Source organism: Pseudomonas sp. GW822-FHT05A08 (assembly GCF_058800485.1).
In genome coordinates, this window is sequence record NZ_CM179511.1 from 2,684,167 (window position 1) to 2,709,511 (window position 25,345).

Sequence of the window (25,345 nt, forward strand, 5' to 3'; positions counted from 1 at the left end):
GGCCCGGGGTGCTGCAGGACGGTGGCTTGAAGCCCGTATTCAGGCGCCTGGCGGTAGGGCCGGGGAAGGGGGGATGGCGCTGGGATTTACTATTTCAGAGTATTTAAAGACGCCCGGCTCCAGGTTCAGCGCGACCACTTGATGATCAGCCGGGCGAAAAAAGCGCCGCTGACGATCACCGCGAACAGCCGCAGGGTCTGCATGGCCAGCACCAGGCCGACGTCGGAGTGGGTGTCCACCGCGATGATCGTCATGGCGTCCAGGCCGCCGGGGCTGGTGGCGAGGTAGACCGAGAGGAAATCCTTGTCCAGCCAGTGCGCCAGCAGCCAGGCCGACAGCGCGCAGAGGGCGATCAGCAGCACCGCGCCGAAGATCATCGCCGGCAGGCGGGCCCAGACGTAGCGCACGGTCGGCCGGTCGAAGCGCAGGCCGATGTAGCAGCCGATGGCGCCATAGGCCAGGGCCAGCAGCCAGCCGGGCAGGGTGATGTGCAGCAGCCCGGAGATCTGCAAGGCGCCGCCGATCAGCAGCGGTACCAGCAGGGCCCCGGCCGGCACCCGTGAGCCGAGCAGCACGCCGAGCACGATGGTGCCCAGGGTCAGGCCGAGGTTGAGCAGGGTGAAGGTCTGCAGGACCACCTCGGTGCTGTGGGCCTGGCTGCCGCCGGCCGGGACGCCGATCCAGTGGCCGGCCAGGGCGCCGATCATCACCACGCAGACCACTCGCACGTACTGCATGGTGGCCACCACCCGCGAGTCGGCGCCGAAGTCGTCGGCCATCGCGACCATGGCCGAGGCCGCCCCCGGCGCGGTGCCCCAGGCCGCGGTGCTGGGTGGCAGGCCGCCGAGGCGCACCAGCGCCAGGCCGACCAGGGCACTGAGGCAGACGGTGAGCACGGTGGCGAACAGCATCACATGCCAGGACTGAGCCATCGAGGCCAGCACGGCCATGGTCATGGAGTGGGCGGCCAGGACCCCGACCGAACCCTGGCCGAGGCGAAAGGCCTGGCGCGGCACGCGGATGCTGGCACCGCTGACGCCGAAACCGATGGCCACCAGCATCGGCCCGAGAAACTGCCCGGCGGGCACCTCGAAGTGGTTCAGCAACTGCCCGGCGCTGCCGGCGAGGATCAGCAGCGCCAGCCATTGCAGGGCAAGGGGCCAGGCGGACAGGGACAAAGGCGAGGGACGAGGCAAGGGCATTCTCCAGCGCGCTGGCCGTTCCTGTTGCGGGACCGTTGCTACCAGCGCTTTGGAGCAAATTATTGATAGCGCAATTGATCAAGTCCAGTTTCTAATTGTGATCAACCAATAACTCTGGTTTATCGATTATGGACCTGCGCGACCTGACCTATTTCGAAACCATCGCCGAGCTCGGCCACCTCGGGCGCGCGGCGCAGAAGCTCAATCGCAGCCAGCCGGCGCTGACCAAGAGCATCCAGCGCCTGGAGGAGTCCTTCGGCACCAAGCTGTTCGAGCGTGACGGGCGGCGGATCAAGCTGACGGCGGTGGGCCAGTTGCTGCAACAGCGCGCTCGGCAGTTGCAGCAGAACATCGCTGAGACCCATCGCGAGGTGCGCGATTTTGCCAGCGGCGTGCTCGGCAACATCCGCCTGGGCTGTGCCGCCAGCATGGCCGAGCACTTGCTGCCGCAGATGACTGCGACACTGCTGGAGCGCGCCCCGGACATCACCCTGAACCTGGTGATCGGCCAGGACGACGTGCTCCGCGAGTCCCTGCGTTCGGGGCGCCTGGACATGGTGATTTGCCCGCTGTCCGAGGGTGACCCGCACCTGAGCCATCACACCCTGTTCGAAGACCAGGCCGTGGTGGTGGCCAGCCGCGACCATCCGGTGTTCGACACGCCGATGCGCCTGCAAGACCTGTGCGACTACCGTTGGGTACTGCCGGGAACCGGGGTCTCGGCCCGCCGCTGGATCGACAACGTGTTCCAGAGCCACCAGCTGCCATTGCCGTCGGTGCAGATCGAGACCAACACCATCTCCCTGCTGCCGCGGCTGATCGCCAAGACCGGGCTGCTGAGCTTCCTGGCCCGGGAAACCCTGGACGACTTCAAGGGCATCGCCCACCTGCGGGAAGTGCCGCTGGCGCAAACCCGCATGCACCGCAGCATCGTGGTACTGGTGCGGACCGAAGGCTACCTGTCGCCGGCGGCCCAGTTGCTTTTGGATTTGCTCAAGCGCGATGGGCGGCAGTTTTTTACCGCGGGTTAAACGGCGCCTGGTAAGGGGCTACGCATGGCGTGCCTCCGTAGGAGCAGCCGGTCGACGCTCGATTGCTCGCGATAGCCGGCAAGGCCGGTGCAATTGAACGCTGCTGGTCGTTCAGTGTGCTGGGCTTTGCGTCAGCGAGGCGGGAATGTCCCGCATGGCGTGCAGGACGCGCCACACGTCAATGTGGTCGTCGTGCCGGGTGTAGAACACCAGATAGGGATAGCGACTCAATGGCCAGTAGAGAAGCCCTGGCAAATCGAGCTCATGGGTGTAGCGGGAAAGGCCTGAGGCCGGATGCCGGGCGATATGCGCATAGGCGGCTTGCAGGTCGTCGATGAAGCCCAGGGCCGCCTGCTCGGCCTGTTGAGCCAGGTAGTAAGCGATAGCGTCTTCTACATCCTGATTGGCCAGGGCCCTTGGAATGACCCGCTGTGCCTTCATTCCTTACGGACCCTGTCGCGAAGGGCGTCGAAGTAACGATCATCCACAGGAGCGCCAGGCGCCGATTCAGCACCCGCCAGCAGCAGACCGCGCAGGTGCTGTCGATCCTGATCCTTGCGGATCAGCTCCCGTACATACTCGCTGCTGGTGCTGTAGCCCCGCTGGCTGACCTGATCGTCGACGAAGGCCTTGAGGGCTTCTGGCAGGGAAATGTTCATGGTGCTCATGGTTTTGTCCACTGTTGACAAAATTTGCCAAAGTATACGCCGCTAACCTGGCCTTGCCACAGTCGATGAGGGGTGATCCTAGGGTGCCCGATTGTGCCGAACCGCGTCGGCGGGATGCTGCAATGGTTTGGCTGTGCAGGAGCCGGCCGGTGGGCCTCTTCGCCGGCAAGCCGGCTCCTGCGGGGGGATGGTAGTGGTGAGGGGAGGGCTTACTCGCCGCGAATGTACTGTTCCAGCTGGCGGATCAGGTCGGCCTGTTCGGCGATGGCTTCCTTGACCAGGTCGCCGATCGACAGCAGGCCCAGCAACTGGCCGTCTTCCACCACCGGCAGGTGCCGCAGGTGGCTGTCGGTCATGATGCCCATGCAGGTCTCCACGCTCTGGTGCGAGTCCACGGTGATCACCGGCGAGCTCATGATCGCGCTGACCGGCGTGCCCACCGAGGAGCGGCCGTGCAGCACCAGTTTGCGCGCGTAGTCGCGTTCGCTGATCACCCCGACCACTTCGCCGTTCTGCATCACGGGCAGGGCGCCGACGTTCTTCTCGGCCATCAGCATCAGTGCTTCGAGCACCATCTGGTGGGGCGCGATGGTGTGCACTTGCTGGTTGTGCTTGGCCTTCAACTTCAGTACTTCAGCGACGCTCTTCATGGGGCGCTCCTGTTGTTTTGCCCAAGGCGGCCTGGCGCCGCCCCGAGGGGGTCTCTACAGAATCGTAGAGAGTGAACGAAGGGGCAAGGTTGAAAGCGGCACCCACAGAAGGAAAAACGCCACTGAATCGTTTCTTCCCGGAAAACGCCCCATTACCGGGCGCGCCCTGTAGCCGCTGCCGAGCCTGCGAGGCTGCGACAAGGCCCGCAGGGCCTTCATGGGGTCTTGAGATCGTTGCGTCCCTTCGGGCCGATCGCAGCCTGCGGCAGCGGCTACATGAAACCTGGCAGCGGCCCTGTAGCCGCTGCCGAGCCGGCGAGGCTGCGATAAGGCCCGCAGGGCCTTCATGGGTCTTGAGATCGTTGCGTCCCTGCGGGCCGATCGCAGCCTGCGGCAGCGGCTACAGGGTTTTGTGTGGGGGCTAAAAGCAAAAAAGGCGCCCGAGGAGGGCGCCAAGGAGTCACCTGAACCGAGGGAGCCAGGCGAGCCCGTTCGCAGGGGTGTCGCGGTGGTAAGGCGCGACTGAACGGAAGAGGGCTGCGGTGCCCGCCGCGATGGCGGGCGCGGAGGGTGTCATTTGCCGAGCTTGATCCGCGTCCAGCCGCGGTTCATCACGCGCTGGATGGCGATCGGCTGGTCGGGCACCGCGTACAGGGTGGCGAGCACGGCCTGCGGCGGGTACGAGGCCGGGTCGTTGCGGATGGCTTCGTCCACCAGCGGCGTGGCGGCGGCGTTGGCGTTGCTGTAGCCGAGGCTGTTGGTGACCTCGGCGATGATGTCCGGGCGCATCAGGAAGTTCATGAACAGGTAGGCGTTGTCGACGTTGGCCGCGTCCTTGGGCATGGCCATCATGTCGTAGAAGCTGCCGGCGCCTTCCTTGGGAATGCTGAAGGCGACCTTTTCCTTGTTGCCGGCCTCTGCGGCGCGCGAACGGGCCTGCAGCACGTCGCCGGAGTAACCCACGGCCACGCAGATATTGCCGTTGGCCAGGTCGGAGATGTACTTGGAGGAATGGAAGTAGGTCACCGAAGGACGGATCTTCATGAACAGCGCCTCGGCCTCGAGGATCTGCGCCTTGTCCTTGCTGGTCACCGGGTAGCCCAGGTAGTGCAGGGCGGCGGGGAGCATTTCCGTCGGCGAGTCGAGGAAGCTGATGCCGCAAGCCTTGAGCTTCTCGGCGTTCTCCGGCTTGAACAGCAGGTCCCAGGAGTTGGTCGGCGCGTCGCTACCGAGCACCGCCTTGACCTTGTCCGGGTTGTAGCCGATGCCGATCGAGCCCCACATATACGGGAAGGCGTGGGCATTGTCCGGGTCGCTGGCGGCGACGTTCTGCAGCAGCACCGGGTTGAGGTTCTTCCAGTTCGGCAGTCGCGACTTGTCCAGTTCCTGGTAGACCCCGGCCTTGATCTGCTTGGCCATAAAGCTGTTGGACGGGACCACGATGTCATAGCCGGACTTGCCGGTGAGCAGGCGCGCTTCCAGGGTTTCGTTGCTGTCGAAGACATCGTAGATGACATGGATGCCGGTCTCGGCCTCGAACTTCTTCAGGGTGTCCGGGGCGATATAGTCCGACCAGTTGTAGACCCGCAGCTCCTTGTCGCTGGCTTGAGCGCCGGTCACCATCGTGCCCATCAAGGACAGGGTCAGCATGGTTTTGGCGAACAGTGTCCTGCCAAGCATTTTCATCACTACAACTCCATTTCTTATTGTGCAGAATTGCTGCATTCGCAATGCGGTGTGTCAGGGTGGGCGCCATCGCCAGCAAGCTGGCTCCTACAGGGACGGTGCATGTCTGTAGGAGCGAGCGTGCTCGCGATCCAGGCGCTGCCGTGTGTCGTGAACGCGATGGCCTAGGCCGTCGCAGGCGCTGGTGCAGCAGGTTTGCTGGCGGCCGCTGGCTGCCAGGCTTCGTTGGCGGTGTAGTCCATGGCTTCCTGGATCGCCCGCTTGCGGGCTGCTTCGGCGCGGCGGCCGAAGTACCAGACCAGGAAGGTCACCAGCGACACCGCCAGCAGGATCAGGCTGGCCACCGCGTTGATCTCCGGCTTCACGCCGAGGCGCACCGCCGAGAACACTTCCATCGGCAGGGTGGTGGAACCCGGGCCGGAGACGAAGCTCGCCAGTACCAGGTCGTCCAGGGACAAGGCAAAGGACATCATGCCGCCGGCCGCCAGCGACGGGGCGATCATCGGGATGGTGATCAGGAAAAACACCTTCCACGGCCGCGCACCCAGGTCCATGGCCGCCTCTTCGATGGACAGGTCCAGCTCACGCAAGCGCGCGGAGACTACCACGGCCACATAGGCGGCGCAGAATGTGGTGTGGGCGATCCAGATGGTGACGATGCCACGCTCCTGCGGCCAGCCGATCATCTGCGCCATGGCCACGAACAGCAGCAACAGCGACAGGCCGGTGATCACCTCTGGCATCACCAGCGGCGCGGTGACCAGGCCGCCGAACAGGGTGCGGCCCTTGAAGCGGGTGACCCGGGTCAGCACGAAGGCCGCCAGGGTGCCCAGGGCCACCGCGGCGATCGCGGTGTAGCAGGCGATCTCCAGGGAGCGCACCACCGAGCCCATCAACTGCTGGTTATCCAGCAGGCCGACGTACCACTTCACCGACCAGCCGCCCCAGACCGTCACCAGCTTGGAGGCGTTGAACGAGTAGATCACCAGAATCAGCATCGGCAGGTAAATGAACACCAGGCCGAGCACCAGCATCAGGCTGGAAAATCCGAAACGTTTCATGCCCGTCCCTCCATCTCTTTGGCCTGGCTGCGGTTGAACAGCAGGATCGGAATAATCAGGATCGCCAGCATCACCACCGCCAGGGCGGAGGCCACCGGCCAGTCGCGGTTGTTGAAGAACTCCTGCCACAGCACGCGGCCGATCATCAGGGTCTCCGGGCCGCCCAGCAGCTCGGGAATCACGAACTCGCCGACCACTGGAATGAACACCAGCATGCAACCGGCAATGATGCCGTTCTTGGCCAAGGGCACGGTGATTTTCCAGAAATTGTTGAAGTTGCTCGAACCCAGGTCCGACGCCGCTTCCAGCAGGCTCTGGTCGTGCTTGACCAGGTTGGCGTACAGCGGCAGCACCATGAACGGCAAATACGCGTACACCACCCCGATATAGACCGCGGTGTTGGTGTTGAGGATCTCGATCGGCTCCGAGGTCAGGCCGCTCCACATCAGGAAACCGTTGAGCAAACCGTTGTTGCTGAGGATGCCCATCCAGGCATAGACGCGGATCAGGATCGCGGTCCAGGTCGGCATCATGATCAGCAGCAGCAAGACGTTCTGGGTTTCCTTGCTGGCCTTGGTGATCGCGTAGGCCATGGGGAAGCCGATCACCAGACACATCAGGGTGCTGAGCAGGGCGACTTTCAGCGAGCCGAGGTAGGCCGAGATGTACAGCTCGTCACCCACCAGCAGCGCGTAGTTGCCGACATTGAGCAGCAGCTGGAATTTCTGTTCGGCGAAGCTGTAGATCTCCGAGTAGGGCGGAATGGCCAGGGCCGCTTCCGAGAAGCTGATCTTCATCACCAGGAAAAACGGCAGCATGAAGAACAGGAACAGCCAGAGGAATGGAATGCCGATCACCAGCTTGCGACCGCTGGGCAGCACACGGGACAAACGCTGATTGAGAGTCATGCTGGAGGTATTCATGCGCGCAGTACCACGCCGCTGTCGTCTTCCCACCACACGTACACCTGGTCGTCCCAGGTCGGCCGCGCGCCACGGCGTTCGGCGTTGGCCATGAACGACTGGACGATCTTGCCGCCGGGCAGTTCGACGTAGAACACCGAATGCCCGCCGAGGTAGGCGATGTCATGCACCTTGCCCCGGGACCAGTTGTAGCGGTGCTCGGGTTGGCGGGTGCTGACCAGCATCTTTTCCGGGCGGATGGCGTAGGTCACCGACTTGTCCTGCACCGAGGTGCTGACGCCGTGGCCGACGTAGATCTGCTGTTCCAGCTCCGGGCAGTGGATCACCGCGTGGCCTTCCAGGTCTTCGATGACGGTGCCGTCGAAGGCGTTCACGTTGCCGATGAACTCGCAGACCATGCGGCTGACCGGGGCTTCGTAGATGTCGATCGGGCTGCCGATCTGGGCGATCCAGCCCAGGTGCATGATGGCGATGCGCTGGGCCATGGTCATGGCTTCTTCCTGGTCGTGGGTCACCATCACGCAGGTCACGCCGACGCGCTCGATGATCTCCACCAGTTCCAGCTGCATCTGCGAACGCAGCTTTTTATCCAGGGCGCCCATGGGTTCGTCGAGCAGCAGCAGCTTCGGCCGCTTGGCCAGAGAGCGGGCCAGGGCCACGCGCTGGCGCTGGCCGCCGGACAACTGGTGCGGCTTGCGCCTGGCGTACTGGGTCATGTGCACCAGGCGCAGCATCTCTTCCACCCGCGCGTCGATCTCGCTGGCCGGCAGGCGGTCCTGCTTGAGGCCGAAGGCGATGTTCTGCGCCACGGTCATGTGCGGGAACAAGGCATAGGACTGGAACATCATGTTGATCGGCCGCTCATAGGGCGGCATGTCGGTGATGTCCACGCCGTCCAGGTAGATACGCCCCTCCGTCGGCCGCTCGAAGCCCGCCAGCATGCGCAGCAGGGTGGACTTGCCGGAACCCGAGCCACCGAGCAGGGCGAAGATCTCGCCCTGGTGAATGTCCAGGGACACATCGTCCACGGCCACGGTTTCATCGAACTTCTTGGTCACGCGGTCGACTCTCACCAGCACCTTCTGCGGTTGCGGGTGACCTTCCAGAGCTTTTCTGTACGTGCTGGAGGCGTTTGCCATGTGGAACTCCCAACAGATGTCAGTCGTCGGGCCAAAACGGCCCGGCTTAATAGATGGATGACAAACCCGCGGTGGCGGGTTTATTCGGCGCTGCCGTCCTGGCGGCCTGACGCTGGTTCTTGTTGTTAAAAGCAGGTTCTCGTAGTGCTGGGTGTGGCTTGAACCGCCCCACGGCCCGGGGCGGGCGCACAAAGGCGCGCCGCCGCCGGCCGGGGGCGTGGCAGTCAATTTCGTGGGTGAAGCTTTTGATCAGTGGCCGTTGCGCTGCGCCGCCCGTTGCCGGCAGGCATCGCCGAAGGCCTGGAAGATCCGCAGGTAGACCGGGTTCGACAGCACCTGCCATTCCGGATGCCACTGCACGCCCAGGGCAAAGGCCGTGCTGTGTTCAACCGACACGGCTTCGATCAGCCCGTCCGGTGCCAGCGCCTCGGCGCGCAGGCCGGGGGCCAGGCGGTCGATGCCCTGGCTGTGGATCGAGTTGACCTGGAATTCCCGGGGCAGGTCCAGGGCCTGGAACACGCCGCCCGCTTGCACCCTGACGGCATGGGCGGGGGCATATTGCACGGCCAGGTCCGGGTGGTCGGCTTCGCGGTGATCGAGGTAGCCCGGCAACTCATGCACCTTCTGGTGCAGGCTGCCGCCGAAGGCCACGTTCATTTCCTGGAAGCCGCGGCAGATGCCCAGCACCGGCACGCCGGCGGCAATCGCCGCGCGCAGCAGGGGCAGGGTGGTGGCATCGCGCTGGGGATCGTGGGCGGTGCCCGGTTCGCTGTCCGGGCCCTGATAGTGGAAGGGCTCCACATTCGACGGCGAGCCGGTGAACAGCAGGCCGTCCAGGTTCTGCAGCAGAGCCTCGGTATCGATGAGGTCCGCCAGGGAAGGAATGATCAGGGGCAGGCCCTCGGCCGCGCTGCTGACAGCACGCAAGTACTTGTCGCCGCTGACGTGGTAGGGGTGCAGCCCGATCTCTTTGACGCACGCAGTAACGCCGATCAATGGCTTGAATGCCATTTTTATCACCTCGAAATTCACGCTGGAACGAGTTTTTCCAGAGCTTATCCTCGTTGATTTTAATTAACAACTTCCGTGTAAAAAATTCTAAACGCAGCTCGTCGGATATTCGATATCTGTGCGTCTATTGCCTGCTTGTGCGGCCATATAGGGCAAAATATTTAACGCTGTGGGCTCTGTGTTCGCTATTGACTTCACTTTTCCTTTCGGATTGACTGCTGCCACGAAACCGCTTTGAACATAATAATTAACACATAGGTGCATCATGTCGGTCCCACTGCGTGCCGTTCAGCTCAACGAAGCCAACGCCTTCCTGAAGAACCATCCCGAGATCCTCTACGTCGACCTGCTGATTGCAGACATGAACGGCGTGGTGCGCGGCAAGCGCATCGAACGTACCGCCCTGCACAAGGTGTACGAGAAGGGCATCAACCTGCCGGCCTCGCTGTTCGCCCTGGACATCAACGGCTCCACCGTGGAAAGCACCGGCCTGGGCCTGGACATCGGCGACGCCGACCGCATCTGCTACCCGATCCCCGGCACCCTCAGCGTCGAGCCCTGGCAGAAGCGCCCGACCGCGCAACTTCTGATGACCATGCACGAAATCGAAGGCCAGCCGTTCTTCGCCGACCCGCGCGAAGTGCTGCGCCAGGTCGTTGCCAAGTTCGACGAGCTGGGCCTCACCATCTGCGCGGCCTTCGAGCTGGAGTTCTACCTGATCGACCAGGACAACGTGAACGGTCGCCCGCAGTCGCCGCGTTCGCCGATTTCCGGCAAGCGTCCGCAGTCGACCCAGGTCTACCTGATCGACGACCTCGACGAATATGTCGACTGCCTGCAAGACATCCTCGAAGGCGCGAAAGAGCAGGGCATCCCCGCCGACGCCATCGTCAAGGAAAGCGCCCCGGCACAGTTCGAAGTCAACCTGCACCACGTCTCCGATCCGATCAAAGCCTGCGACTACGCGGTGCTGCTCAAGCGCCTGGTGAAGAACATCGCCTACGACCATGAGATGGACACCACCTTCATGGCCAAGCCTTACCCGGGCCAGGCCGGCAACGGCCTGCACGTGCACATCTCGATTCTCGACAAGCAAGGCAACAACATCTTCGCCAGCGACGACCCGGAAACCAACGACGCCCTGCGCCACGCCATTGGCGGCGTGCTGGAAACCCTGCCGGCGCAGATGGCGTTCCTCTGCCCGAACGTCAACTCCTACCGCCGCTTCGGCGCGCAGTTCTACGTGCCGAACTCGCCGAGCTGGGGCATCGACAACCGTACCGTGGCGGTGCGCGTGCCGACCGGTTCGGCGGATGCGGTGCGCATCGAGCATCGTGTAGCCGGCGCCGACGCCAACCCCTATCTGCTGATGGCTTCGGTACTGGCCGGTATTCACCACGGCCTGACCAACCAGATCGAGCCCGGCGCGCCGGTGGAAGGCAACTCCTACGAGCAGAACGAACAGAGCCTGCCGAGCAACCTGCGCGACGCCCTGCGCGTGCTCGACGACAGCGAGGTGATGGCCAAGTACATCGACCCGATGTACATCGACGTGTTCGTCGCCTGTAAGGAAAGCGAGCTGGCCGAGTTCGAAAACTCGATCTCCGACCTCGAATACAACTGGTACCTGCACACGGTCTGATGGCCGTTCCTTATCCTGCGTTGAGTGTTTGCCATGACTAAATCCCGCAGCGACTGGGAGCAGCGCTTCCAGTCCTTGACCCTCGAAGGGCGCGCCTTTATCGACGGCCAGTATTGCCACGCCGCCAGCGCGGCCACCTTCGAGTGCATCAGCCCGGTGGACGGGCGCTTCCTGGCCAACGTTGCCAGCACCGACGAGGCCGACGCCAACCGGGCGGTGCAGGTGGCACGCCAGGCGTTCGAGTCCGGCGTGTGGTCGCGCAAGGCCCCGGCCGAGCGCAAGCGCGTGCTGATCCGCTTCGCCGATTTGATCCTCGAGCACCAGGAAGAACTGGCGCTCCTGGAAACCCTGGACATGGGCAAGCCCATCGGCGATTCCCTGAGCATCGACGTGCCGGCCACCGCCAACGCGATCCGCTGGAACGCCGAGGCCATCGACAAGATCTACGACGAAGTCGCGGCCACGCCCCACGATCAACTAGGCCTGGTGACTCGCGAAGCCTCCGGCGTGGTGGCGGCCATCGTGCCGTGGAACTTCCCGCTGATCATGGCCAGCTGGAAATTCGCCCCGGCCCTGGCGGCGGGCAACTCGTTCATCCTCAAGCCTTCGGAAAAGTCGCCGCTGACCGCGATCCGCATCGCCCAGCTGGCCCTGGATGCCGGCATCCCCAAGGGCGTGTTCAACGTGCTGCCGGGCTACGGTCACACCGTGGGCAAGGCCCTGGCCCTGCATATGGACGTGGACGTGCTGGCGTTCACCGGCTCCACCGCGGTGGGCAAGCAACTGCTGGTGTATTCCGGCCAGAGCAACATGAAGCGGGTGTGGCTGGAGGCGGGCGGCAAGAGCCCCAACGTGGTGTTCGCCGACGCGCCAGACCTGCGCGCCGCGGCAGAAGCGGCGGCCAGCGCCATCGCCTTCAACCAGGGCGAAGTCTGCACCGCCGGTTCGCGCCTGTTGGTGGAACGCTCGATCCGCGAGCAATTCATTCCGCTGCTGGTGGAGGCTATCAAGGCCTGGAAACCCGGCCACGCCTTGGACCCGGATACCCGCGTCGGCGCGCTGGTGGATCAGCGTCAACTGGACAACGTGCTGCGCTATATCGGCATCGGCAAGGAGCAGGGCGGCCAACTGCTGGCCGGCGGCGCGCGGACCCTGGAAAGCACCGGCGGCCTGTATGTGGAGCCGACGATTTTTGACGGCGTGACCAACGCCATGACCATCGCCCGCGAAGAGATCTTCGGCCCGGTGCTGTCGGTGATCAGCTTCGACACCGAGGAAGAGGCGCTGACGATCGCCAACGACAGCATCTTCGGCCTCGCCGCCGGGGTCTGGACCAGCAACCTCAGCCGCGCCCACCGCTTCGCCCGTGGCCTGCGCGCCGGCAGCGTGTGGGTCAACCAGTACGACGGCGGCGACATGACCGCGCCGTTCGGCGGCTTCAAACAGTCGGGCAATGGTCGCGACAAATCGCTGCATGCCTTCGACAAGTACACCGAGCTGAAAGCGACCTGGATCAAGCTCTAGGCGCTTTACGAAAACTCGTCGAGCGGCGATCAGACAAGGCAAAAACAGGCGAGGAACGGCCGGGGTCGCGTTCGACTGTAGGGGCCTACATGAGCATTCCGAGCCTGTTTTTAACGCAGCATGATCGACGCGCAGACAGTTGTCGTTAAGACGACTACCTATAACAACGGCGGGGCGGGCTACGACCCGCACCTGCTGGGGAATTCGATAATGCAAACCTACGTAAACAGCTACTACGCCGCGACCCGCAACCAGACCGCCGACTTTCCTGTATTGGAAGAAATGGTCGAGTGCGACGTCTGCGTGATCGGCGCCGGCTACACCGGCCTGTCCTCGGCGCTGTTCCTCGCCGAGGCGGGCTACAGCGTCACCGTGCTCGAAGCGGCCAAGGTCGGCTTCGGCGCCAGCGGGCGCAACGGCGGGCAACTGGTCAACTCCTACAGCCGCGACGTCGATGTGATCGAGTCGCGCTACGGCGAAAAAAGCGCCGAAGTGCTGGGCAGCATGATCTTCGAAGGCGCCGACATCATTCGCCAGCGTATCCAGCACTACGACATCCAGTGCGACTACCGCCCGGGCGGGATCTTCGTCGCCATGAACAAGAAGCAGCTCAAGGGCCTGGCCGAACAGAAGGCCAGCTGGGAGCGCTACGGCAACAACAACCTGAAGCTGCTGGACCAGGCGCAGATCGCCCGGGAAGTCGGTTCCGACGCCTACGTCGGCGGCCTGCTGGACATGCAGGGCGGGCACATTCACCCGCTGAACCTGGCCCTGGGCGAAGCCAGCGCCATCATCGGCCTGGGCGGCAAGATCTTCGAGCAGTCGGCGGCGCTGGAAATCACCTACGGCGAACCGAATATCGTGCGCACCGCCAAGGGCGTGGTGCGCGCCAAGTACCTGCTGATCGCCGGCAACGCTTACCTGCAGCAGGACCTCGACCCACGGGTGACGCGCAAGAGCATGCCGTGCGGCTCGCAGATCGTGGTCACCGAACCGCTGTCGGAAAAAGTGGCCCGCAGCCTGATCCGCAACAACTACTGCGTCGAAGACTGCAACTACCTGCTGGACTACTACCGCCTCACCGCCGACAACCGCCTGCTGTACGGCGGCGGCGTGGTCTACGGCGCCCGCGAGCCGAACGACATCGAGCAACTGATCCGGCCGAAGATCCTCAAGACCTTCCCCCAGCTCAAGGACGTGAAGATCGACTACCGTTGGACCGGCAACTTCCTGCTGACCATGTCGCGCATGCCGCAATTCGGCCGCATCGAAAAGAACGCCTACTACATGCAGGGCTACAGTGGCCACGGCGTCACTTGCTCGCACCTGGCCGGCAAACTGATCGCGGAAATGATCCGTGGCGACGCCGAGCGCTTCGACGCCTTCGCCTCGCTGCCGCACATGCCGATGATCGGCGGCCGCACCTTCCAGGCCCCGCTGACCGCCATGGGCGCCGCGTACTACGCGCTGCGTGACCGCTTCGGTATCTGATCGCGACCCTGTTCCTGCGTTTGCCCGCGCTCGCGCGGGCTTTTTTCCAGCAAATTCGCAGCCGCAACCGCTTCACCTGTAGCCGCTGCCGCAGGCTGCGATAAGGGCCGCAGGCCCTTCCAGCGCCCGAAAAAACACCGCCAGTTTTCAACGCCTGGCACCGCCCACGGCAAGGCCGGTCACCCGCGTCGCCCACCGCTACAGCTCCACCCACAAACGTGATTTAATAGCCGCCTTTCAGGTTCCGGGGCCACTGGATCGGCGAACTTCGCAACTAAAAGTCACCGGCCGCACTCCAACGCGCAACACCCTCACGTACACCTCACACAAGGCTGCTATGGACACGGGCACTCGACTCAAACTCGTTCGCGAAAGCTACAAACTGTCCCAGCGCGAGCTGGCCCGACGCAGCGGCGTGACCAACGCCACCATCTCCCTGATCGAACAGAACCGCGTCAGCCCCTCCGTCAGCTCCCTGAAAAAGCTGCTCGAAGGCATTCCCATGTCCCTGGCCGACTTCTTCACCTTCGACCAGCCCCCGCGCGAACACCAATACGTCTTCCGCGCCAACGAACAACCCGACCTCGGCCGCGACGGCGCCCGCCTGCTGCTGATCGGCGCCGCCCTGCCAACCCGCCAGATGCGCTTTTTGCGTGAGCAATATGCTCCCGGCGCCAGTTCTGGGGACGAGCCGATCGTGCATGCGGAAGGGGAGGAGTGCGGCCTTGTCACCCGTGGCACCGTGGAACTGACGGTGGACGGGCAGGTGAGCGTGTTGAATCCGGGGGATGGGTATTATTTTCCGACCACCTTGCCGCATAAGTTTCGCAATATTGGGCAGGATGAGGCGGAGATTATTAGTGCGAATACGCCTGCGAATTTTTGAGTTGGGCAATTTCTGAAACTCTCTCTTGTCATGAGCGGCTATTGATCGCCGCTTAACGCTTATCACTGCTGTGATTTCACGGGGCGCTTTTGAGCTATCTCCCGGCTCTTGAATACTGACGAGTAATGTAGATATCTGCTTGGTTGAGGAGCGCCCGCTTCCGGCCAAAAGCGGACGCTCTGTACTGCATATGGAGACGGGGGCGACTCAAGCGACTACGTCAACGTTTAAATCAGAAGCTTGGCCAGCGCATCTTTAAAATCTTCCCGATACTTATTTTCGTTATCGAACTGGATTTCTGTCCCATGCAACTCTTCTAGTATGCCAAGCAACATGTTCAGCCTGACCAACATTTTAGAAAGCCCTCGAATTCGCTCTGCCTTCTCACGATCACACCAGGTCCAACGCAAAGTAGTCTGAAATTGGCCGTATCCGTCCTGATTACTATCACCCTCAGCAATAAGCCTATCCTTAAAGTCTTCTGAAGTTATACTCGAACCTAGCAAGTAGCATAAGGCATTTGGATTTATCCCGATATCTTCTATGCACGCATGATATAGCGGGCTGTGATGATAGAAATCGGCTTGAGCCTCATTGTAACAAGCATCATTTTTTAACTCTGCAAGCACAACATTTCTGATGGCTCGGCAGTGCCCGGTCATCACAACATCATCAATCAATGTTTCGAAGCCAAACTTTGCAGATATATAGACCCTGCAGAGCAGTATCTCCAAAGCTGCCTCTATGTCAGATATAAATTTAGAGAATGCGGCCGCTCTCTTATTAGAAACTTCAAGCGGAGTATTTTGGTAATTTGAGCGATAATCTATCGTAAGTCCAGGCAGCCTCGAATGAATCAAATTAAGAAGATCTTCTGATTTTGCTACCAAATTTGCTCCAAGTGCTCCCGCAAAGCTACTGTCACTAGATCCTTTTATCTGCCTCCAGATATTATAGATTGATGATCTCCCGAGCTTAACCTCACTTTCCTCGTGGTACTTATTGTTTTCGTCAATCTTTTTATGGAAGACATCCACTAATGGAGAGAAGTCCAGAACAAAAGAAGGCGCCCCCTGTTGTGATTTTATCATCAATTGCATATATTCGCTGACACCCATACTGTCCAGTTCAGCCACGTACCTATGATTTTTACTATTAACCAGCATTGTTCTGATGTAATTCTTTTCTTCGCTCATGCTATTTCCTCACGCTATTTATTTAATTTCCGCAATACCATCAAACACCCAAAATATTCAACATTTTTGCAGTTGGCCGAACTGACCCGCAGAAAAGGTGACAGATTCACTGGTCCGTTGTCCGCTTCTGGCCGATAGCTGCTGCTCATGAGTGGCGGCTATCGGCCAAAAGCAGCCATTTAGCGTCTACAAACTAACGGGCGATTCCAGGTCGCGTCTGAACTACTGTCTTCATAAAGAACAACTTGGCCGATAAAGCTGAGAAGCTGAACCAAAGCTGTCATGGAGCACCTTGTACAGTGAGGGGGGATAGGCCGTACTGCTGGAGCAGTTCGGAGAACTAAAGACTATGAGTCCAGAATGTTATTGAAATATCCGAGGTACATTGGCTGTTCAAAACCACCGAACTTTGGAAGCCATTCTTCATCCGTCGCCGGGTCGATCTCGAAGCGGTAGCTGGTAGTCGAGAAGATAACCTGAGCGTTATTTTTTAGAGCCACTACTTTGAGCTCTTTGATGTACGCATCCAGATCCTCTGAGTGAATCTCCTGCTGCCGAGGGGTATCGAATATCAATGTTCGGAAGGGCGAGGTTGGATTGCCGGTGCAGATTTCAAATAGCGCAGCGTGGAATGCGAGCACCGTACGAGCCTTAGAGCTACCTTTGATGATCCCAAGCTTCTCAGAGCCAAGAATTGGCTTCAGATCACTGTCGATCTGGATCTCTCTGGAGATGTTCTTGGAGTTAAGGATGTCGAGCCAACGGGCCATTTTCTCGGCTAACGCGAGCTTGAATCGCATTACATCCGGAGATTGCTCTCTGGTTTTTCCGAGAGACTCTAGCTCGTTTTGAACCGCCTCTCGCCGATTCAGCAGTTCGAGGTGCTTACCTTCTTGGCTCTTGTATTTCTGTTGTTGACCTTTTTCGAGCTCTAACTCGAAGAGTTCGGAGGCAATTCTACTGATCGCCTCAATGAACATCTCAATCCCTGCTTCGCGCTCTGCAATCCCTCTCTTTGCGGAAAGATCAGCGATTTGTCCTTCTAGCCAAGTCATCTTCGTCTGCAGAGCTTCAGCCTGCTGTATATTCGCGACGGTCACGGCTTCCAGGTCTTTCAGCTGATCTTTGAGATAAAGCAGGCTTTTGCCATACGAGTCAGAGCTGACGAGAAACATCCCGCACGAGGGGGTTGTGCATATTTCGCTAAAAGAAATGAATGCACGGCGAGCTTCTTCATTCAAATCCAGGGTCTCGATTTCGCTTTCGATCTCATCTCGTATTTGAGACGAGCTGCGAATCCTCGACTCTAGGGTTATATGCTGTGAGGCTATCTCTCGGTGCTGGCGACGAAGATCGGTAATCAAGAAATCGAAGCTGTTTAATGTCTCGCTTTTAATGTCCTTGGTCGTCTTCAACTCATCAAGACGAGCTTTGAGTGAGGTAATATCACGCTCAATATCTGCTTCAAGTCGTGGAGCGGCTGGGAGATCTTGTCGTAGCCTCTCCATAAGCTTACGGCTATCTGTGATAGTCTTATCCAGGTAGTCGAGCTCTTTTTTGAGATTGATCGTCTTTTTGGCTGCGTCGAATGAGCTTCTGGCAGGGAGGCCCACGGCTAGGCGAATCATTTCGGAATACTGAGCTTTGATAAAGCTATGTCGCGGCGGAACGTAATAGTCCGAATAACCGATGTCCTGGTCTAGATAAAATAGTGGCAGTATCGCCGAGAAAAACGGAATTGTAGCGGTGTCACTATTGGTAGTCAGACGCTCAGATCTTAGGTTCAAGATGCCCAGCATGAACCTGGAAAAGTCTTCATCGTTATAGAAGCGATTGATAGTTCTGCCGTCGCTGCTAACGGTAATGTCGTATTTCTCTCCTACCTTCCGCTCAAAGGAAAGTAAGTTAGTGTTTATGTTTACTCGCAGGACGACCTTTCCAGTATTCCGAATGATGTCTTCACGAAATTGGACGTCTAATCCGAGACAAAACATGATGGATTGGATTAGCGGTGTTTTCCCACTTCCATTAAGGGCAAATAGCTGAGTAACAGATTTACCAAACCTCAGCTCTTGAGAGACCCATCCACCGCCATGGCTTGCAAAGAACTGTAGGGATTCAAATTTCATCTAGTTTGGCCTCGATGTCTCGTTCTTTGCAGATATTTCTATATGATCTTTTGATGGTTAAGAGCGCCACGCAAAGGTGGCTTTCTTCGCTCATAACTTTGTCTATGAATTTCTTACCAGGCTCTGCGGCATCGATCCGAGAGTTGTGTTTGTTAACGGCGACCATCCCAGCGTCTTCCAAGAATGTCAGCGCCTTAATTGTTCTTACTCTTAAGTTCGCAGACCAACCTAGTTCTTGCGTTGAACCCTTGAAACTGGCAATGCTCTGTTCAAAACACTGCCCAACTAGCATGCCAATGTCGTTACGTTTAGGCTTTGCTTGGCTACGTGCGAGTAAAATTATGGTCAGTGCAATTAACGGGATATGAAATAAAGTCTCATTACCCAAAACGTCAGACCTGTTTCTTGGCGAGTACGAGAAATTAAGACTTTGGGACTCAGTGCTTGCTGCAGCCACAGCTTCACGGAAATTCATGAAGACTCTCCTTTCACGATTTCAGACAGTACGGCTCCAAAAACTAATTCTTCAGTTAGGTCATTGCGGTCTAATAGTGCGCGAAGATTAGTTGTTAGCTTGACGACCGCACCTGTAATTGTCTTCATGTCTATTCTTCCGACAGCCAAGCTATCTGTCAGACTTGTTATTTCGCCCATTAGCTCAAGTAGTTTTAACTCTTGGATTGTGTGCCTGTTAACTCGATACCAGGTTTCCCACTGCGACTTGAAGTTTGCAAATGAGTTAAGCGTTTCTTCTTTATAGTTGTTTCGCTTTAATACGCGCTGAAGAATCGAAACGCTTTTAATAGCGTTCGGGTCGCCGCCATTTCTGAGGAGATAATAGGCCGGGCGAGAAATGGCAAGGATGTCGAGCATGTCATCGAGGGTCACACTCGCTTTATCATTAAGCATATCCTCGGTCATGCTGTCCTTTATTTCTTCTGATGATTTGCTTTCTATTAGTGATAGAAGCTGAATGATCAGAAGCCGAACCTCCTTCGGAGTCAAATTGATTTCACTGTATTTGTAAATTTGACTATGTGCGCTTGAAACGAAGTTATCGTCGTCCTCGTTCAAGATTTGCTGGCGAGGCACTAGCTTTAGGTGGGATAGGAAGTCGAGAACTTCTTTGTCGGTCTTTGCTGCTAGACTTGGTACAAGCTTTTTAGTTTCAGTTATGAGCGTTGCCGTATGTTTGGATACAACATTGCCGGATTGTGCATCGTTGACCAACCCTTCGACATCATCGTCAAAGTTGATGTTCGTTAAGATGACGAGAGAGTGGCAGGTGTCACCGAAGTTATCTACGTGTAACAACATCTTGCCGGCAAAGCTGTTGGGTAAATCGTGGCCGTTTTTTTTGGTTTTCTTGATACCAAATATCTCTAGGATATTGTAAAGATGGTTCTGCTTTGTCTTTGTTTTGACCTGTACGAAGCGGTAGTAAATCTCCCCGTCATCCACAAACTTGACCACGTAATCTTCGTGGTAGTCGCAAAAGACTCGCTCAATGGCGCAGTCTTCGAGGAGTGCTAAGCATTCTAGGCTTGCGGCTTTGAATTGGGCCTTAAATCGGTGAATGGTATCTCTACCGTTCAACTCGCGAGCCTTAACTTCATGAAGTTTCATATATAGCGCTCAGCGTTCTTTGTCGGATTGGAGCCGGCTATTCTGAACGGTTGAGAAGCGCTGCAGTTGCGTGCCCCCCCAAACGGTTCGGCGGCACACATGGCATTTAGTGAGGTGAGGGGCGCGTTCGGATGTGATCGCGATAGCAACAAGCTGCCGGGCTTGAGTAGCGCGATGTCGTGAGCGCAGATATTCACGATTAGCTTCCATTGCTAAGGCCCTTGGGGCTGATGTTCTTTCAGTTGGTGCATCATATGCGGCTGATTGCCATCAGTAAACGATGCTGGGCGATCTAGGTTGCCGCACACAATCTCCTCACTCTGTGTGATAGATGATTATGTTGGCACTGTCCGGTGCCTTGTACTTGGCAAGACACCGCAGCCCCCTGATCGTACCGGTGTGCTGTTCGCCATTTGGGATCGTATTTAAGACGAATAGGTGTTTTGTCAGACGTCCGTTTCTGCCCCGCCCTGAGAGGCTGCTTCTGGCCGAAAGTAGCCATTCACAAGCTGATCACAGCATATTTTTGAAACGATAAACCAAACAGTCTTTCACCTAAAGGCTGTCCCCAAGCGAATACTGCTTCTATTGTTCAGCTCGTCATTGCTGACTGATGACTGGTCATCGCGGGCCAAAAACTATGTGCATAGCGCCTCATCCACCAACCGATTCTCTGTTCGGTCGGATGACTGAGGCAGGGCTTAAATACTCATGGAACTTCACCAATGACCCGCACAGAAATTTGCAACCTCGTCCCACTCACCCGCAACGACACCGACCACCCCGTCCTCTACCTGGACGCCAACGCCTCACTCTCCGATCTCTACACCTGCGCCCAACAACGTATCGGCGCTGCCCGCAATCTGCTGGAAATCCTCGACTGCGCTTCCGGCGCTCAAGATGTCGCCCAGATCCGTTTTGCCATCGGCCTGCTGCTCAGCGACGGCTGCGATCTGCTGCGTACCTTGGGCGATAAGTCTCAGGCGCTGAACGCTTAATCTCGACAACCAACGGCCGGGCAGCGCAAGCCCGGTCGTTTATCCAGGCGGCGAAAACCAGCAGAGCCCAGCCGGCGTGCAGGGCTCTTTCTCGGCTTATCGGTAGGCGATGCGCACTGTCCGGTTCAGGCAATCAACTCGACTTTACCGGTGGCAAGGCGGTAGATGCCGCCTACGATTTTCAACCTGCCTTTGTCGAGTGCATCGGTGAGCAGCGGCGTGGCCTGTTTAAGGCTGCCGACCGAGTCCTTGATGTTTTGCACCGTGGCATTTTCCATAAGAGCCCCGGGTTGCTTGAGCACTTTCTCGATAGAAGGCTTGAGTGCATCGGTCAGTTTCTGGATATGCCCAGGAAAAACGGCGTGGTCTTTTACGGCTTTTATGCCGGCCTCGATGGCGCCGCAGCTCTCATGCCCCAGTACGAGAATAAGCGGGGCGCCGAGTACCGCGACGGCGTATTCGAGGCTGGCCAGGCCTTCGCCGGTTACGAAGTTGCCCGCAACGCGTATGGCGAAAAGATCGCCTCGGGCTGTGTCGAATGCGTATTCGGGAGCGATCCGCGAGTCGGAGCAACTGAGCACCGCCACGAACGGGTTCTGCCCCGAAACCAGGGCTTCGCGCTCGTCCTTGAAGTCGTGGGTCTTTGAGTTTCCGCTGACATAACGCTCATTACCTTCGATCAGCCTTTGCAGTGCCTGGTCGGGGCTGATGGCGTTTTGTGGTTTGGGCGGCGCGGCGGTTTTTTCGGCGGCATGGACCAGCCTGTCTGGCAGTACGCCGGCTATCAGCAGGGCGCCTGCCCCCAGTCCGGCGAAGCGAAGAAAACGACGACGATCGTGGGTGTTTGCAGCGGAGTTTGAATCACATGATTCACACATGATTTTGTGTTCTCGGGTCGACTCGGTGGGAATGACTGCCATTGGGGGCCAGGAACCTTCGGCCCTGGAATACTGGAGTCTAGACGGTCTGTAACACGATGTTTTCCGCGGCCTCGAAGGGTTGCAAAGAGTGACCTTCGGACGCTGCGTGACTCACTGAACGCTTTTGCAAGCACCCATGAAGCGGAGGAGAGAAGAACGGAATTGTTTTGAGGGCAACGGGTTCAGTCATCAGCCCCCGGCACCGCCGGGGCGTCTTGAAGCTGGGCCCGATAGGTTTTGTAGAGCTGCTGGACTTCCGGGTTATCCAGGCTCTCGTAGGTAATGTCTTCTTTGTCGAGTCCATCCAGACCGCGAATGCCACCGATCATCTGTGGCCACTCGTCACGGCTTGTTATGGCAGTTACGAAAGGTTTCAGATAGTTGTCGAGGTGCCCTTGGAAAGGCGCTCGAATTTCGTCGCTCAGTGCTCGCAGGTAGTCATCTTTGTTCGTTCTGGACCAATTGATCGAAAATCTGGCCCGGTAGCAGAGTTCCATGAAAACCAGTAGGAGGGTGCGTCCGTTGCCATCCAGGAAGGGGTGGGCGAATGCCAACTGGCCCATGACCTCTCCTGGTCTTTCTTGGAACTTTTTCTTGTCTGCCGCCAGCTTGAGCGCATAGTCGACGGACCTCTTGATGAAGTCAGGGTGCTCGAAAATGGTGCTGTGCGGGTCGTTGTATGCGCCTTTGAATATGGCGAGATGCGGGACTAGCTCATTTCGATCTTTGCCAGCCCAAGGATAAAACCCGCCAAACAGGATCTTGTGAACCTTAAGGATGGCTTTGTAGTCAGGTCGCCTCTTTCGAGCCAAGTGTGAAAGCGCTTCTTCGATACTCAGTTCGAAGACAAAGTGCTCAGATTCTTTGACTTCGACAGGGTCTTTGAGGCGTTGATGATTTCGAAGATAGCCGGCCGTTTCGAAATCACCGAAAGGGTCGAAACTCATGCGCTAAGTTTCTTTTTGGCCTGCCTTTTTTCCTGGAGATAGCGCTCCTGAAATTCAAGGGTTTGGCTCTTGCTCAGCACGCCTTTCTTTTTGAGATTGACCAGTAATCGCTCAATGCTATCCAACTCGACCGAGTCACCGGCAAGGCGGGTGATGGTGGCAGCCATGCGACTCATGCTGTCAGGCTCAGTGGTGACCTTGTGAGCCTTGGCAAGCTTGCGAACTTCACTGGCAACGCCAGAAACGGCGGTTTTGCTCATCGAATAACCCTCCATTAGCCGTCAAATCATAGCATCAACGCCTGCTTGTTTATGTCGGTGCCAAGCTTCTGATCGCCTCGATTTGTTACGCACTTAAAAGACGCTATAGAGGGGGAGCCGAGCGGGTTTATATGGAGGCCCTGGCGGCGCGGCTGGCGGGGTTGTCGCCGCGCAATTGGTTCCGAGATCAGGCTATGTGAAATCCCGGCAACCTACCGACCAATCAAAGCAAAAGGCCCCGACAAGTCGGGGCCTTTTGCTTCAAGCCGCTGCCAGCAGCTCAGTTAGTACAAGTAAGCCGCGAATACTTCGGCGGATCTAGCAGAATCCCCGGGGTCATGAAGGTCGAGCAGTTGAAGACGCGGCCCTTGGCGGTGGTGGCTTTGAAGGTCAGTTCCGAGCCGCCGAGGAAGTCTTCCTTGCCTTTGGTGACGGGGCCCATGGTGAGTTCGTCGGTGGAGGCCAGGCCGATGGTTTCCGCGGTGACTTTGTGTATTTGCAAGACATTGGGATTGGTCGAGCAACCGGCCAAGGTACCCGCCAGAAGCAGTAACACGGGGGCAAAGAGGTAGTTTTTGTTCATGGCATATCTTCCTTAATAGTGTTTCGCCCTGGTTATCAGCGATCCTCAACGGGGCACGTCAGAAAACGTGGAGTCAGGGAATCTGGCACAGCCGGCCCCTGTTAAATCTGACTCAATAGAGGGATTTATTTCAGCATGGCGTTGGAGGGGGGCATATAGGGCAAATGTGCTATGCCGAGGGCATTTCAGGGCCCTGCTAAAACCCGAGCCACTTCCTCAGTGCTGTACAACGCCTGGCACCAAACTCTAAAATGAGAAGCATTATCATTAGTGCGGATCTGACATGCACGACGACAGCTTTGCCTCGCCCGTCGCCCGGTTGTATACGAACCATCACGGCTGGCTTCGCGGCTGGTTGCATCGGCGGCTGGGGCACAGTGCCGATGCCGAGGACCTGGCCCACGACACCTTTGTCCGGGTGATGCGCTCGCAGGAGGATGTGCGCGAGCTGCGCCAGCCCATGGCGTTTCTCGCGACCATTGCCAATGGCTTGCTGATCAATCGCTGGCGGCGCCAGGCGATCGAGCGGGCTTACCTGGAAGCGCTGGCGGCGCGGCCGGTGGCCGAGGAGCCTTCGCTGGAAGAGCGGCACTTGATGATCGAAACCCTGTTGCAGCTGGATTCGCTGTTGGTGGGGCTGTCGTCGCGGGTGCGGCAGATTTTCTTTTTGTCCCAGCTCGACGGCTTGACCTACCCGCAGATCGCCGCGCGGTTGAACCTGAGCGTGGCCCAGGTGCAGCGGGCCATGGGCAAGGCGTTCAGTGTCTGTTACGCGAGCCGTTTTGAATGAGTGGCGCCGTGGTTGATCCGCGGGTGCGCGACAGCGCCATCGACTGGATGGTCCGCGCGCAGTCCGGGTTGATGAGTGATGTCGAGCATCAGGCTTTGCAGCAGTGGCGGCAGGCGAGCGCCGAGCATGAATACGCCTGGCAGCGGGTCAGCAGCTTGCCGCTGATGCTGCAGCCTGGGGCCAATCTGTTGGCCGATGCCACGGCGCGGCGGGCACTGGAGTCGGCCGGTGCCGATCCGCAGCGGCGTCGGCAGGTGCTCAAGTGCCTGCTCGCCCTGGGACTGTTCGGCGGGGTTGCCTGGCAAGGCGCGGATGCCACCCTGGTGCGTTCGGCCCTGGCGACTTACCGCACCAGTATCGGCGAGCGTCGGCGCTGGGCCCTGGCGGACGGTGGCTCGCTGTGGCTGAACACCGCCAGCGCCGTGAACCTGGAGCTGAACGCGCAGCGGCGCAGTGTGCAGTTGGTCGAGGGCGAGCTGGCACTGGATACGCCGGCGGAATCGGCATCGCTGCAACTGCTGACCCCGGACGCGGTGCTGTACAGCCGCGGCGCCAATCTGCTGGTGCGCCACGACCGCCAGGGCACCCAGGTGACGGTGCTGCGCGGTCTGGCGCAGGTCAGTGCGCGGCGTCATTGGCTACCGGTGCCGCTGCAGGCCGGTTGGCGAACCCGGGTCGAGAGCCAGGGCGTCGCGGCGCCGAGCCGTGTTGATCCGTTTATGGCCCAGGCCTGGCTGCGCGGCATCTTGCCGGCCGAACGCATGCGCTTGGATACCCTGCTGGCTGAACTCTCGCGTTACCGCACGGGCTTTTTGCGTTGCAGCGAAGCGGTCGCGGCCTTGCGCGTGACCGGCAGTTTCCAGCTGGACGACACCGATGCCGCGCTGGCGCTGGTGGCCAATACGCTGCCGGTGCGCATCGAGCGACGAACCCGTTACTGGGTGACTGTGGTGCCGGCCTGAAAATATTTTTTCCCCGGGGC

General features: G+C 59.0%; 25 protein-coding genes. 8 read left to right on the top strand and 17 right to left on the bottom strand.

The window, feature by feature from the left end; genetic code table 11:
* Positions 1-125 precede the first annotated feature (125 nt).
* Positions 126-1,202 carry an AbrB family transcriptional regulator gene (locus AC3RCP_RS12065; protein WP_101337458.1) on the bottom strand — a complete coding sequence of 359 codons (1,077 nt, stop codon included), beginning with the start codon at positions 1,200-1,202 and terminating at the stop codon, positions 126-128.
* 128 nt (positions 1,203-1,330) lie between these two features.
* Between AC3RCP_RS12065 and AC3RCP_RS12070 the strand changes: the two genes are divergently transcribed.
* Entirely contained in the window at positions 1,331-2,233 is a 903-nt protein-coding gene (locus AC3RCP_RS12070; protein ID WP_007930891.1) for a LysR family transcriptional regulator, read from the top strand.
* 111 nt (positions 2,234-2,344) lie between these two features.
* Here AC3RCP_RS12070 and AC3RCP_RS12075 read toward each other — a convergent pair whose 3' ends face one another.
* The 8 genes from AC3RCP_RS12075 to AC3RCP_RS12110 form a co-directional block, all read right to left on the bottom strand.
* The gene (locus AC3RCP_RS12075) at positions 2,345-2,674 is read right to left on the bottom strand and encodes a type II toxin-antitoxin system RelE/ParE family toxin (protein WP_492571546.1); all 330 of its coding nucleotides are present in this window, start codon (positions 2,672-2,674) and stop codon (positions 2,345-2,347) included.
* Positions 2,671-2,901 (bottom strand): type II toxin-antitoxin system ParD family antitoxin, encoded by a 231-nt coding sequence (locus tag AC3RCP_RS12080; RefSeq protein ID WP_007930895.1) that lies wholly within the window; start codon positions 2,899-2,901, stop codon positions 2,671-2,673. Before AC3RCP_RS12080 ends, AC3RCP_RS12075 begins: the two co-directional genes overlap by 4 nt.
* Before the next feature lie 209 nt (positions 2,902-3,110).
* Positions 3,111-3,551, bottom strand: a complete 441-nt coding sequence (locus AC3RCP_RS12085) for a CBS domain-containing protein (RefSeq protein ID WP_007930897.1) — start codon at positions 3,549-3,551, stop codon at positions 3,111-3,113.
* 573 nt (positions 3,552-4,124) lie between these two features.
* Complete coding sequence (locus AC3RCP_RS12090; protein WP_404940520.1) at positions 4,125-5,231, bottom strand: polyamine ABC transporter substrate-binding protein; 1,107 nt, start codon at positions 5,229-5,231, stop codon at positions 4,125-4,127.
* 170 nt (positions 5,232-5,401) lie between these two features.
* Positions 5,402-6,298 (bottom strand): ABC transporter permease subunit, encoded by an 897-nt coding sequence (locus AC3RCP_RS12095; protein WP_277588391.1) that lies wholly within the window; start codon positions 6,296-6,298, stop codon positions 5,402-5,404.
* A complete protein-coding gene (locus tag AC3RCP_RS12100; protein WP_162235127.1) occupies positions 6,295-7,176 on the bottom strand; it encodes an ABC transporter permease subunit in 882 nt (293 codons plus the stop codon). Before AC3RCP_RS12100 ends, AC3RCP_RS12095 begins: the two co-directional genes overlap by 4 nt.
* 41 nt (positions 7,177-7,217) lie before the next feature.
* On the bottom strand, positions 7,218-8,360 hold the full coding sequence (locus tag AC3RCP_RS12105) for an ABC transporter ATP-binding protein (RefSeq protein ID WP_007922906.1): 1,143 nt from the start codon (positions 8,358-8,360) through the stop codon (positions 7,218-7,220).
* A 249-nt stretch (positions 8,361-8,609) separates the two neighbouring features.
* On the bottom strand, positions 8,610-9,371 hold the full coding sequence (locus AC3RCP_RS12110; protein ID WP_101337463.1) for a gamma-glutamyl-gamma-aminobutyrate hydrolase family protein: 762 nt from the start codon (positions 9,369-9,371) through the stop codon (positions 8,610-8,612).
* 265 nt (positions 9,372-9,636) lie between these two features.
* On the opposite strand from AC3RCP_RS12110, the gene AC3RCP_RS12115 reads away from it, so the two are divergent.
* From AC3RCP_RS12115 to AC3RCP_RS12130, 4 genes are all read left to right on the top strand, one after another.
* Complete coding sequence (locus AC3RCP_RS12115; protein ID WP_492571547.1) at positions 9,637-11,013, top strand: glutamine synthetase family protein; 1,377 nt, start codon at positions 9,637-9,639, stop codon at positions 11,011-11,013.
* A gap of 33 nt (positions 11,014-11,046) precedes the next feature.
* Entirely contained in the window at positions 11,047-12,537 is a 1,491-nt protein-coding gene (locus AC3RCP_RS12120; protein ID WP_492571548.1) for an aldehyde dehydrogenase, read from the top strand.
* Positions 12,538-12,747: 210 nt separating this feature from the next.
* On the top strand, positions 12,748-14,028 hold the full coding sequence (locus AC3RCP_RS12125) for an NAD(P)/FAD-dependent oxidoreductase (protein ID WP_492571549.1): 1,281 nt from the start codon (positions 12,748-12,750) through the stop codon (positions 14,026-14,028).
* A 337-nt stretch (positions 14,029-14,365) separates the two neighbouring features.
* Entirely contained in the window at positions 14,366-14,914 is a 549-nt protein-coding gene (locus tag AC3RCP_RS12130; protein WP_007922919.1) for a cupin domain-containing protein, read from the top strand.
* A 227-nt stretch (positions 14,915-15,141) separates the two neighbouring features.
* On the opposite strand, the gene AC3RCP_RS12135 is transcribed toward AC3RCP_RS12130, so the two are convergent.
* From AC3RCP_RS12135 to AC3RCP_RS12150, 4 genes are all read right to left on the bottom strand, one after another.
* Complete coding sequence (locus AC3RCP_RS12135) at positions 15,142-16,110, bottom strand: hypothetical protein (protein WP_492571550.1); 969 nt, start codon at positions 16,108-16,110, stop codon at positions 15,142-15,144.
* A gap of 347 nt (positions 16,111-16,457) precedes the next feature.
* Positions 16,458-18,239, bottom strand: coding sequence for a hypothetical protein (locus AC3RCP_RS12140; protein WP_492571551.1), 1,782 nt, complete (start codon positions 18,237-18,239; stop codon positions 16,458-16,460).
* Positions 18,229-18,714, bottom strand: a complete 486-nt coding sequence (locus AC3RCP_RS12145) for a hypothetical protein (protein WP_492571552.1) — start codon at positions 18,712-18,714, stop codon at positions 18,229-18,231. The genes AC3RCP_RS12140 and AC3RCP_RS12145 overlap by 11 nt, the downstream gene beginning before the upstream one ends.
* Positions 18,711-19,865 (bottom strand): dsDNA nuclease domain-containing protein, encoded by a 1,155-nt coding sequence (locus AC3RCP_RS12150; RefSeq protein ID WP_492571553.1) that lies wholly within the window; start codon positions 19,863-19,865, stop codon positions 18,711-18,713. The genes AC3RCP_RS12145 and AC3RCP_RS12150 overlap by 4 nt, the downstream gene beginning before the upstream one ends.
* Before the next feature lie 725 nt (positions 19,866-20,590).
* On the opposite strand from AC3RCP_RS12150, the gene AC3RCP_RS12155 reads away from it, so the two are divergent.
* Positions 20,591-20,863 carry a hypothetical protein gene (locus tag AC3RCP_RS12155; RefSeq protein ID WP_028682239.1) on the top strand — a complete coding sequence of 91 codons (273 nt, stop codon included), beginning with the start codon at positions 20,591-20,593 and terminating at the stop codon, positions 20,861-20,863.
* Positions 20,864-20,988: 125 nt separating this feature from the next.
* On the opposite strand, the gene AC3RCP_RS12160 is transcribed toward AC3RCP_RS12155, so the two are convergent.
* From AC3RCP_RS12160 to AC3RCP_RS12175, 4 genes are all read right to left on the bottom strand, one after another.
* The gene (locus AC3RCP_RS12160; RefSeq protein WP_492571596.1) at positions 20,989-21,741 is read right to left on the bottom strand and encodes a carbonic anhydrase; all 753 of its coding nucleotides are present in this window, start codon (positions 21,739-21,741) and stop codon (positions 20,989-20,991) included.
* A 224-nt stretch (positions 21,742-21,965) separates the two neighbouring features.
* Positions 21,966-22,730 carry a Fic/DOC family protein gene (locus AC3RCP_RS12165; RefSeq protein WP_492571554.1) on the bottom strand — a complete coding sequence of 255 codons (765 nt, stop codon included), beginning with the start codon at positions 22,728-22,730 and terminating at the stop codon, positions 21,966-21,968.
* Positions 22,727-22,990: a hypothetical protein gene (locus AC3RCP_RS12170; protein ID WP_492571555.1), complete on the bottom strand. Its 264-nt coding sequence runs from the start codon at positions 22,988-22,990 to the stop codon at positions 22,727-22,729. Before AC3RCP_RS12170 ends, AC3RCP_RS12165 begins: the two co-directional genes overlap by 4 nt.
* A gap of 280 nt (positions 22,991-23,270) precedes the next feature.
* Positions 23,271-23,573 (bottom strand): hypothetical protein, encoded by a 303-nt coding sequence (locus tag AC3RCP_RS12175; RefSeq protein WP_124373036.1) that lies wholly within the window; start codon positions 23,571-23,573, stop codon positions 23,271-23,273.
* Between the two features lie 283 nt (positions 23,574-23,856).
* On the opposite strand from AC3RCP_RS12175, the gene AC3RCP_RS12180 reads away from it, so the two are divergent.
* Positions 23,857-24,363 (top strand): sigma-70 family RNA polymerase sigma factor, encoded by a 507-nt coding sequence (locus AC3RCP_RS12180; RefSeq protein WP_492571556.1) that lies wholly within the window; start codon positions 23,857-23,859, stop codon positions 24,361-24,363.
* Positions 24,360-25,325 carry a FecR domain-containing protein gene (locus AC3RCP_RS12185; protein WP_492571557.1) on the top strand — a complete coding sequence of 322 codons (966 nt, stop codon included), beginning with the start codon at positions 24,360-24,362 and terminating at the stop codon, positions 25,323-25,325. The genes AC3RCP_RS12180 and AC3RCP_RS12185 overlap by 4 nt, the downstream gene beginning before the upstream one ends.
* The last annotated feature ends 20 nt before the right edge of the window (positions 25,326-25,345 follow it).

Excerpts from the sequence above, each read along its gene's own strand:
- AC3RCP_RS12180 (WP_492571556.1), top strand. The coding sequence starts at position 23,857 with ATGCACGACGACAGCTTTGCCTCGCCCGTCGCCCGGTTGTATACGAAC.
- AC3RCP_RS12165 (WP_492571554.1), bottom strand. The coding sequence starts at position 22,730 with ATGAGTTTCGACCCTTTCGGTGATTTCGAAACGGCCGGCTATCTTCGA.
- AC3RCP_RS12120 (WP_492571548.1), top strand. The coding sequence starts at position 11,047 with ATGACTAAATCCCGCAGCGACTGGGAGCAGCGCTTCCAGTCCTTGACC.
- AC3RCP_RS12160 (WP_492571596.1), bottom strand. The coding sequence starts at position 21,741 with ATGTGTGAATCATGTGATTCAAACTCCGCTGCAAACACCCACGATCGT.
- AC3RCP_RS12095 (WP_277588391.1), bottom strand. The coding sequence starts at position 6,298 with ATGAAACGTTTCGGATTTTCCAGCCTGATGCTGGTGCTCGGCCTGGTG.
- AC3RCP_RS12150 (WP_492571553.1), bottom strand. The coding sequence starts at position 19,865 with ATGAAACTTCATGAAGTTAAGGCTCGCGAGTTGAACGGTAGAGATACC.
- AC3RCP_RS12140 (WP_492571551.1), bottom strand. The coding sequence starts at position 18,239 with ATGAAATTTGAATCCCTACAGTTCTTTGCAAGCCATGGCGGTGGATGG.
- AC3RCP_RS12170 (WP_492571555.1), bottom strand. The coding sequence starts at position 22,990 with ATGAGCAAAACCGCCGTTTCTGGCGTTGCCAGTGAAGTTCGCAAGCTT.
- AC3RCP_RS12075 (WP_492571546.1), bottom strand. The coding sequence starts at position 2,674 with ATGAAGGCACAGCGGGTCATTCCAAGGGCCCTGGCCAATCAGGATGTA.
- AC3RCP_RS12135 (WP_492571550.1), bottom strand. The coding sequence starts at position 16,110 with ATGAGCGAAGAAAAGAATTACATCAGAACAATGCTGGTTAATAGTAAA.
- AC3RCP_RS12175 (WP_124373036.1), bottom strand. The coding sequence starts at position 23,573 with ATGAACAAAAACTACCTCTTTGCCCCCGTGTTACTGCTTCTGGCGGGT.
- AC3RCP_RS12145 (WP_492571552.1), bottom strand. The coding sequence starts at position 18,714 with ATGAATTTCCGTGAAGCTGTGGCTGCAGCAAGCACTGAGTCCCAAAGT.
- AC3RCP_RS12155 (WP_028682239.1), top strand. The coding sequence starts at position 20,591 with ATGACCCGCACAGAAATTTGCAACCTCGTCCCACTCACCCGCAACGAC.
- AC3RCP_RS12105 (WP_007922906.1), bottom strand. The coding sequence starts at position 8,360 with ATGGCAAACGCCTCCAGCACGTACAGAAAAGCTCTGGAAGGTCACCCG.
- AC3RCP_RS12080 (WP_007930895.1), bottom strand. The coding sequence starts at position 2,901 with ATGAGCACCATGAACATTTCCCTGCCAGAAGCCCTCAAGGCCTTCGTC.
- AC3RCP_RS12090 (WP_404940520.1), bottom strand. The coding sequence starts at position 5,231 with ATGCTTGGCAGGACACTGTTCGCCAAAACCATGCTGACCCTGTCCTTG.
- AC3RCP_RS12085 (WP_007930897.1), bottom strand. The coding sequence starts at position 3,551 with ATGAAGAGCGTCGCTGAAGTACTGAAGTTGAAGGCCAAGCACAACCAG.
- AC3RCP_RS12110 (WP_101337463.1), bottom strand. The coding sequence starts at position 9,371 with ATGGCATTCAAGCCATTGATCGGCGTTACTGCGTGCGTCAAAGAGATC.
- AC3RCP_RS12070 (WP_007930891.1), top strand. The coding sequence starts at position 1,331 with ATGGACCTGCGCGACCTGACCTATTTCGAAACCATCGCCGAGCTCGGC.
- AC3RCP_RS12065 (WP_101337458.1), bottom strand. The coding sequence starts at position 1,202 with ATGCCCTTGCCTCGTCCCTCGCCTTTGTCCCTGTCCGCCTGGCCCCTT.
- AC3RCP_RS12115 (WP_492571547.1), top strand. The coding sequence starts at position 9,637 with ATGTCGGTCCCACTGCGTGCCGTTCAGCTCAACGAAGCCAACGCCTTC.
- AC3RCP_RS12125 (WP_492571549.1), top strand. The coding sequence starts at position 12,748 with ATGCAAACCTACGTAAACAGCTACTACGCCGCGACCCGCAACCAGACC.
- AC3RCP_RS12185 (WP_492571557.1), top strand. The coding sequence starts at position 24,360 with ATGAGTGGCGCCGTGGTTGATCCGCGGGTGCGCGACAGCGCCATCGAC.
- AC3RCP_RS12130 (WP_007922919.1), top strand. The coding sequence starts at position 14,366 with ATGGACACGGGCACTCGACTCAAACTCGTTCGCGAAAGCTACAAACTG.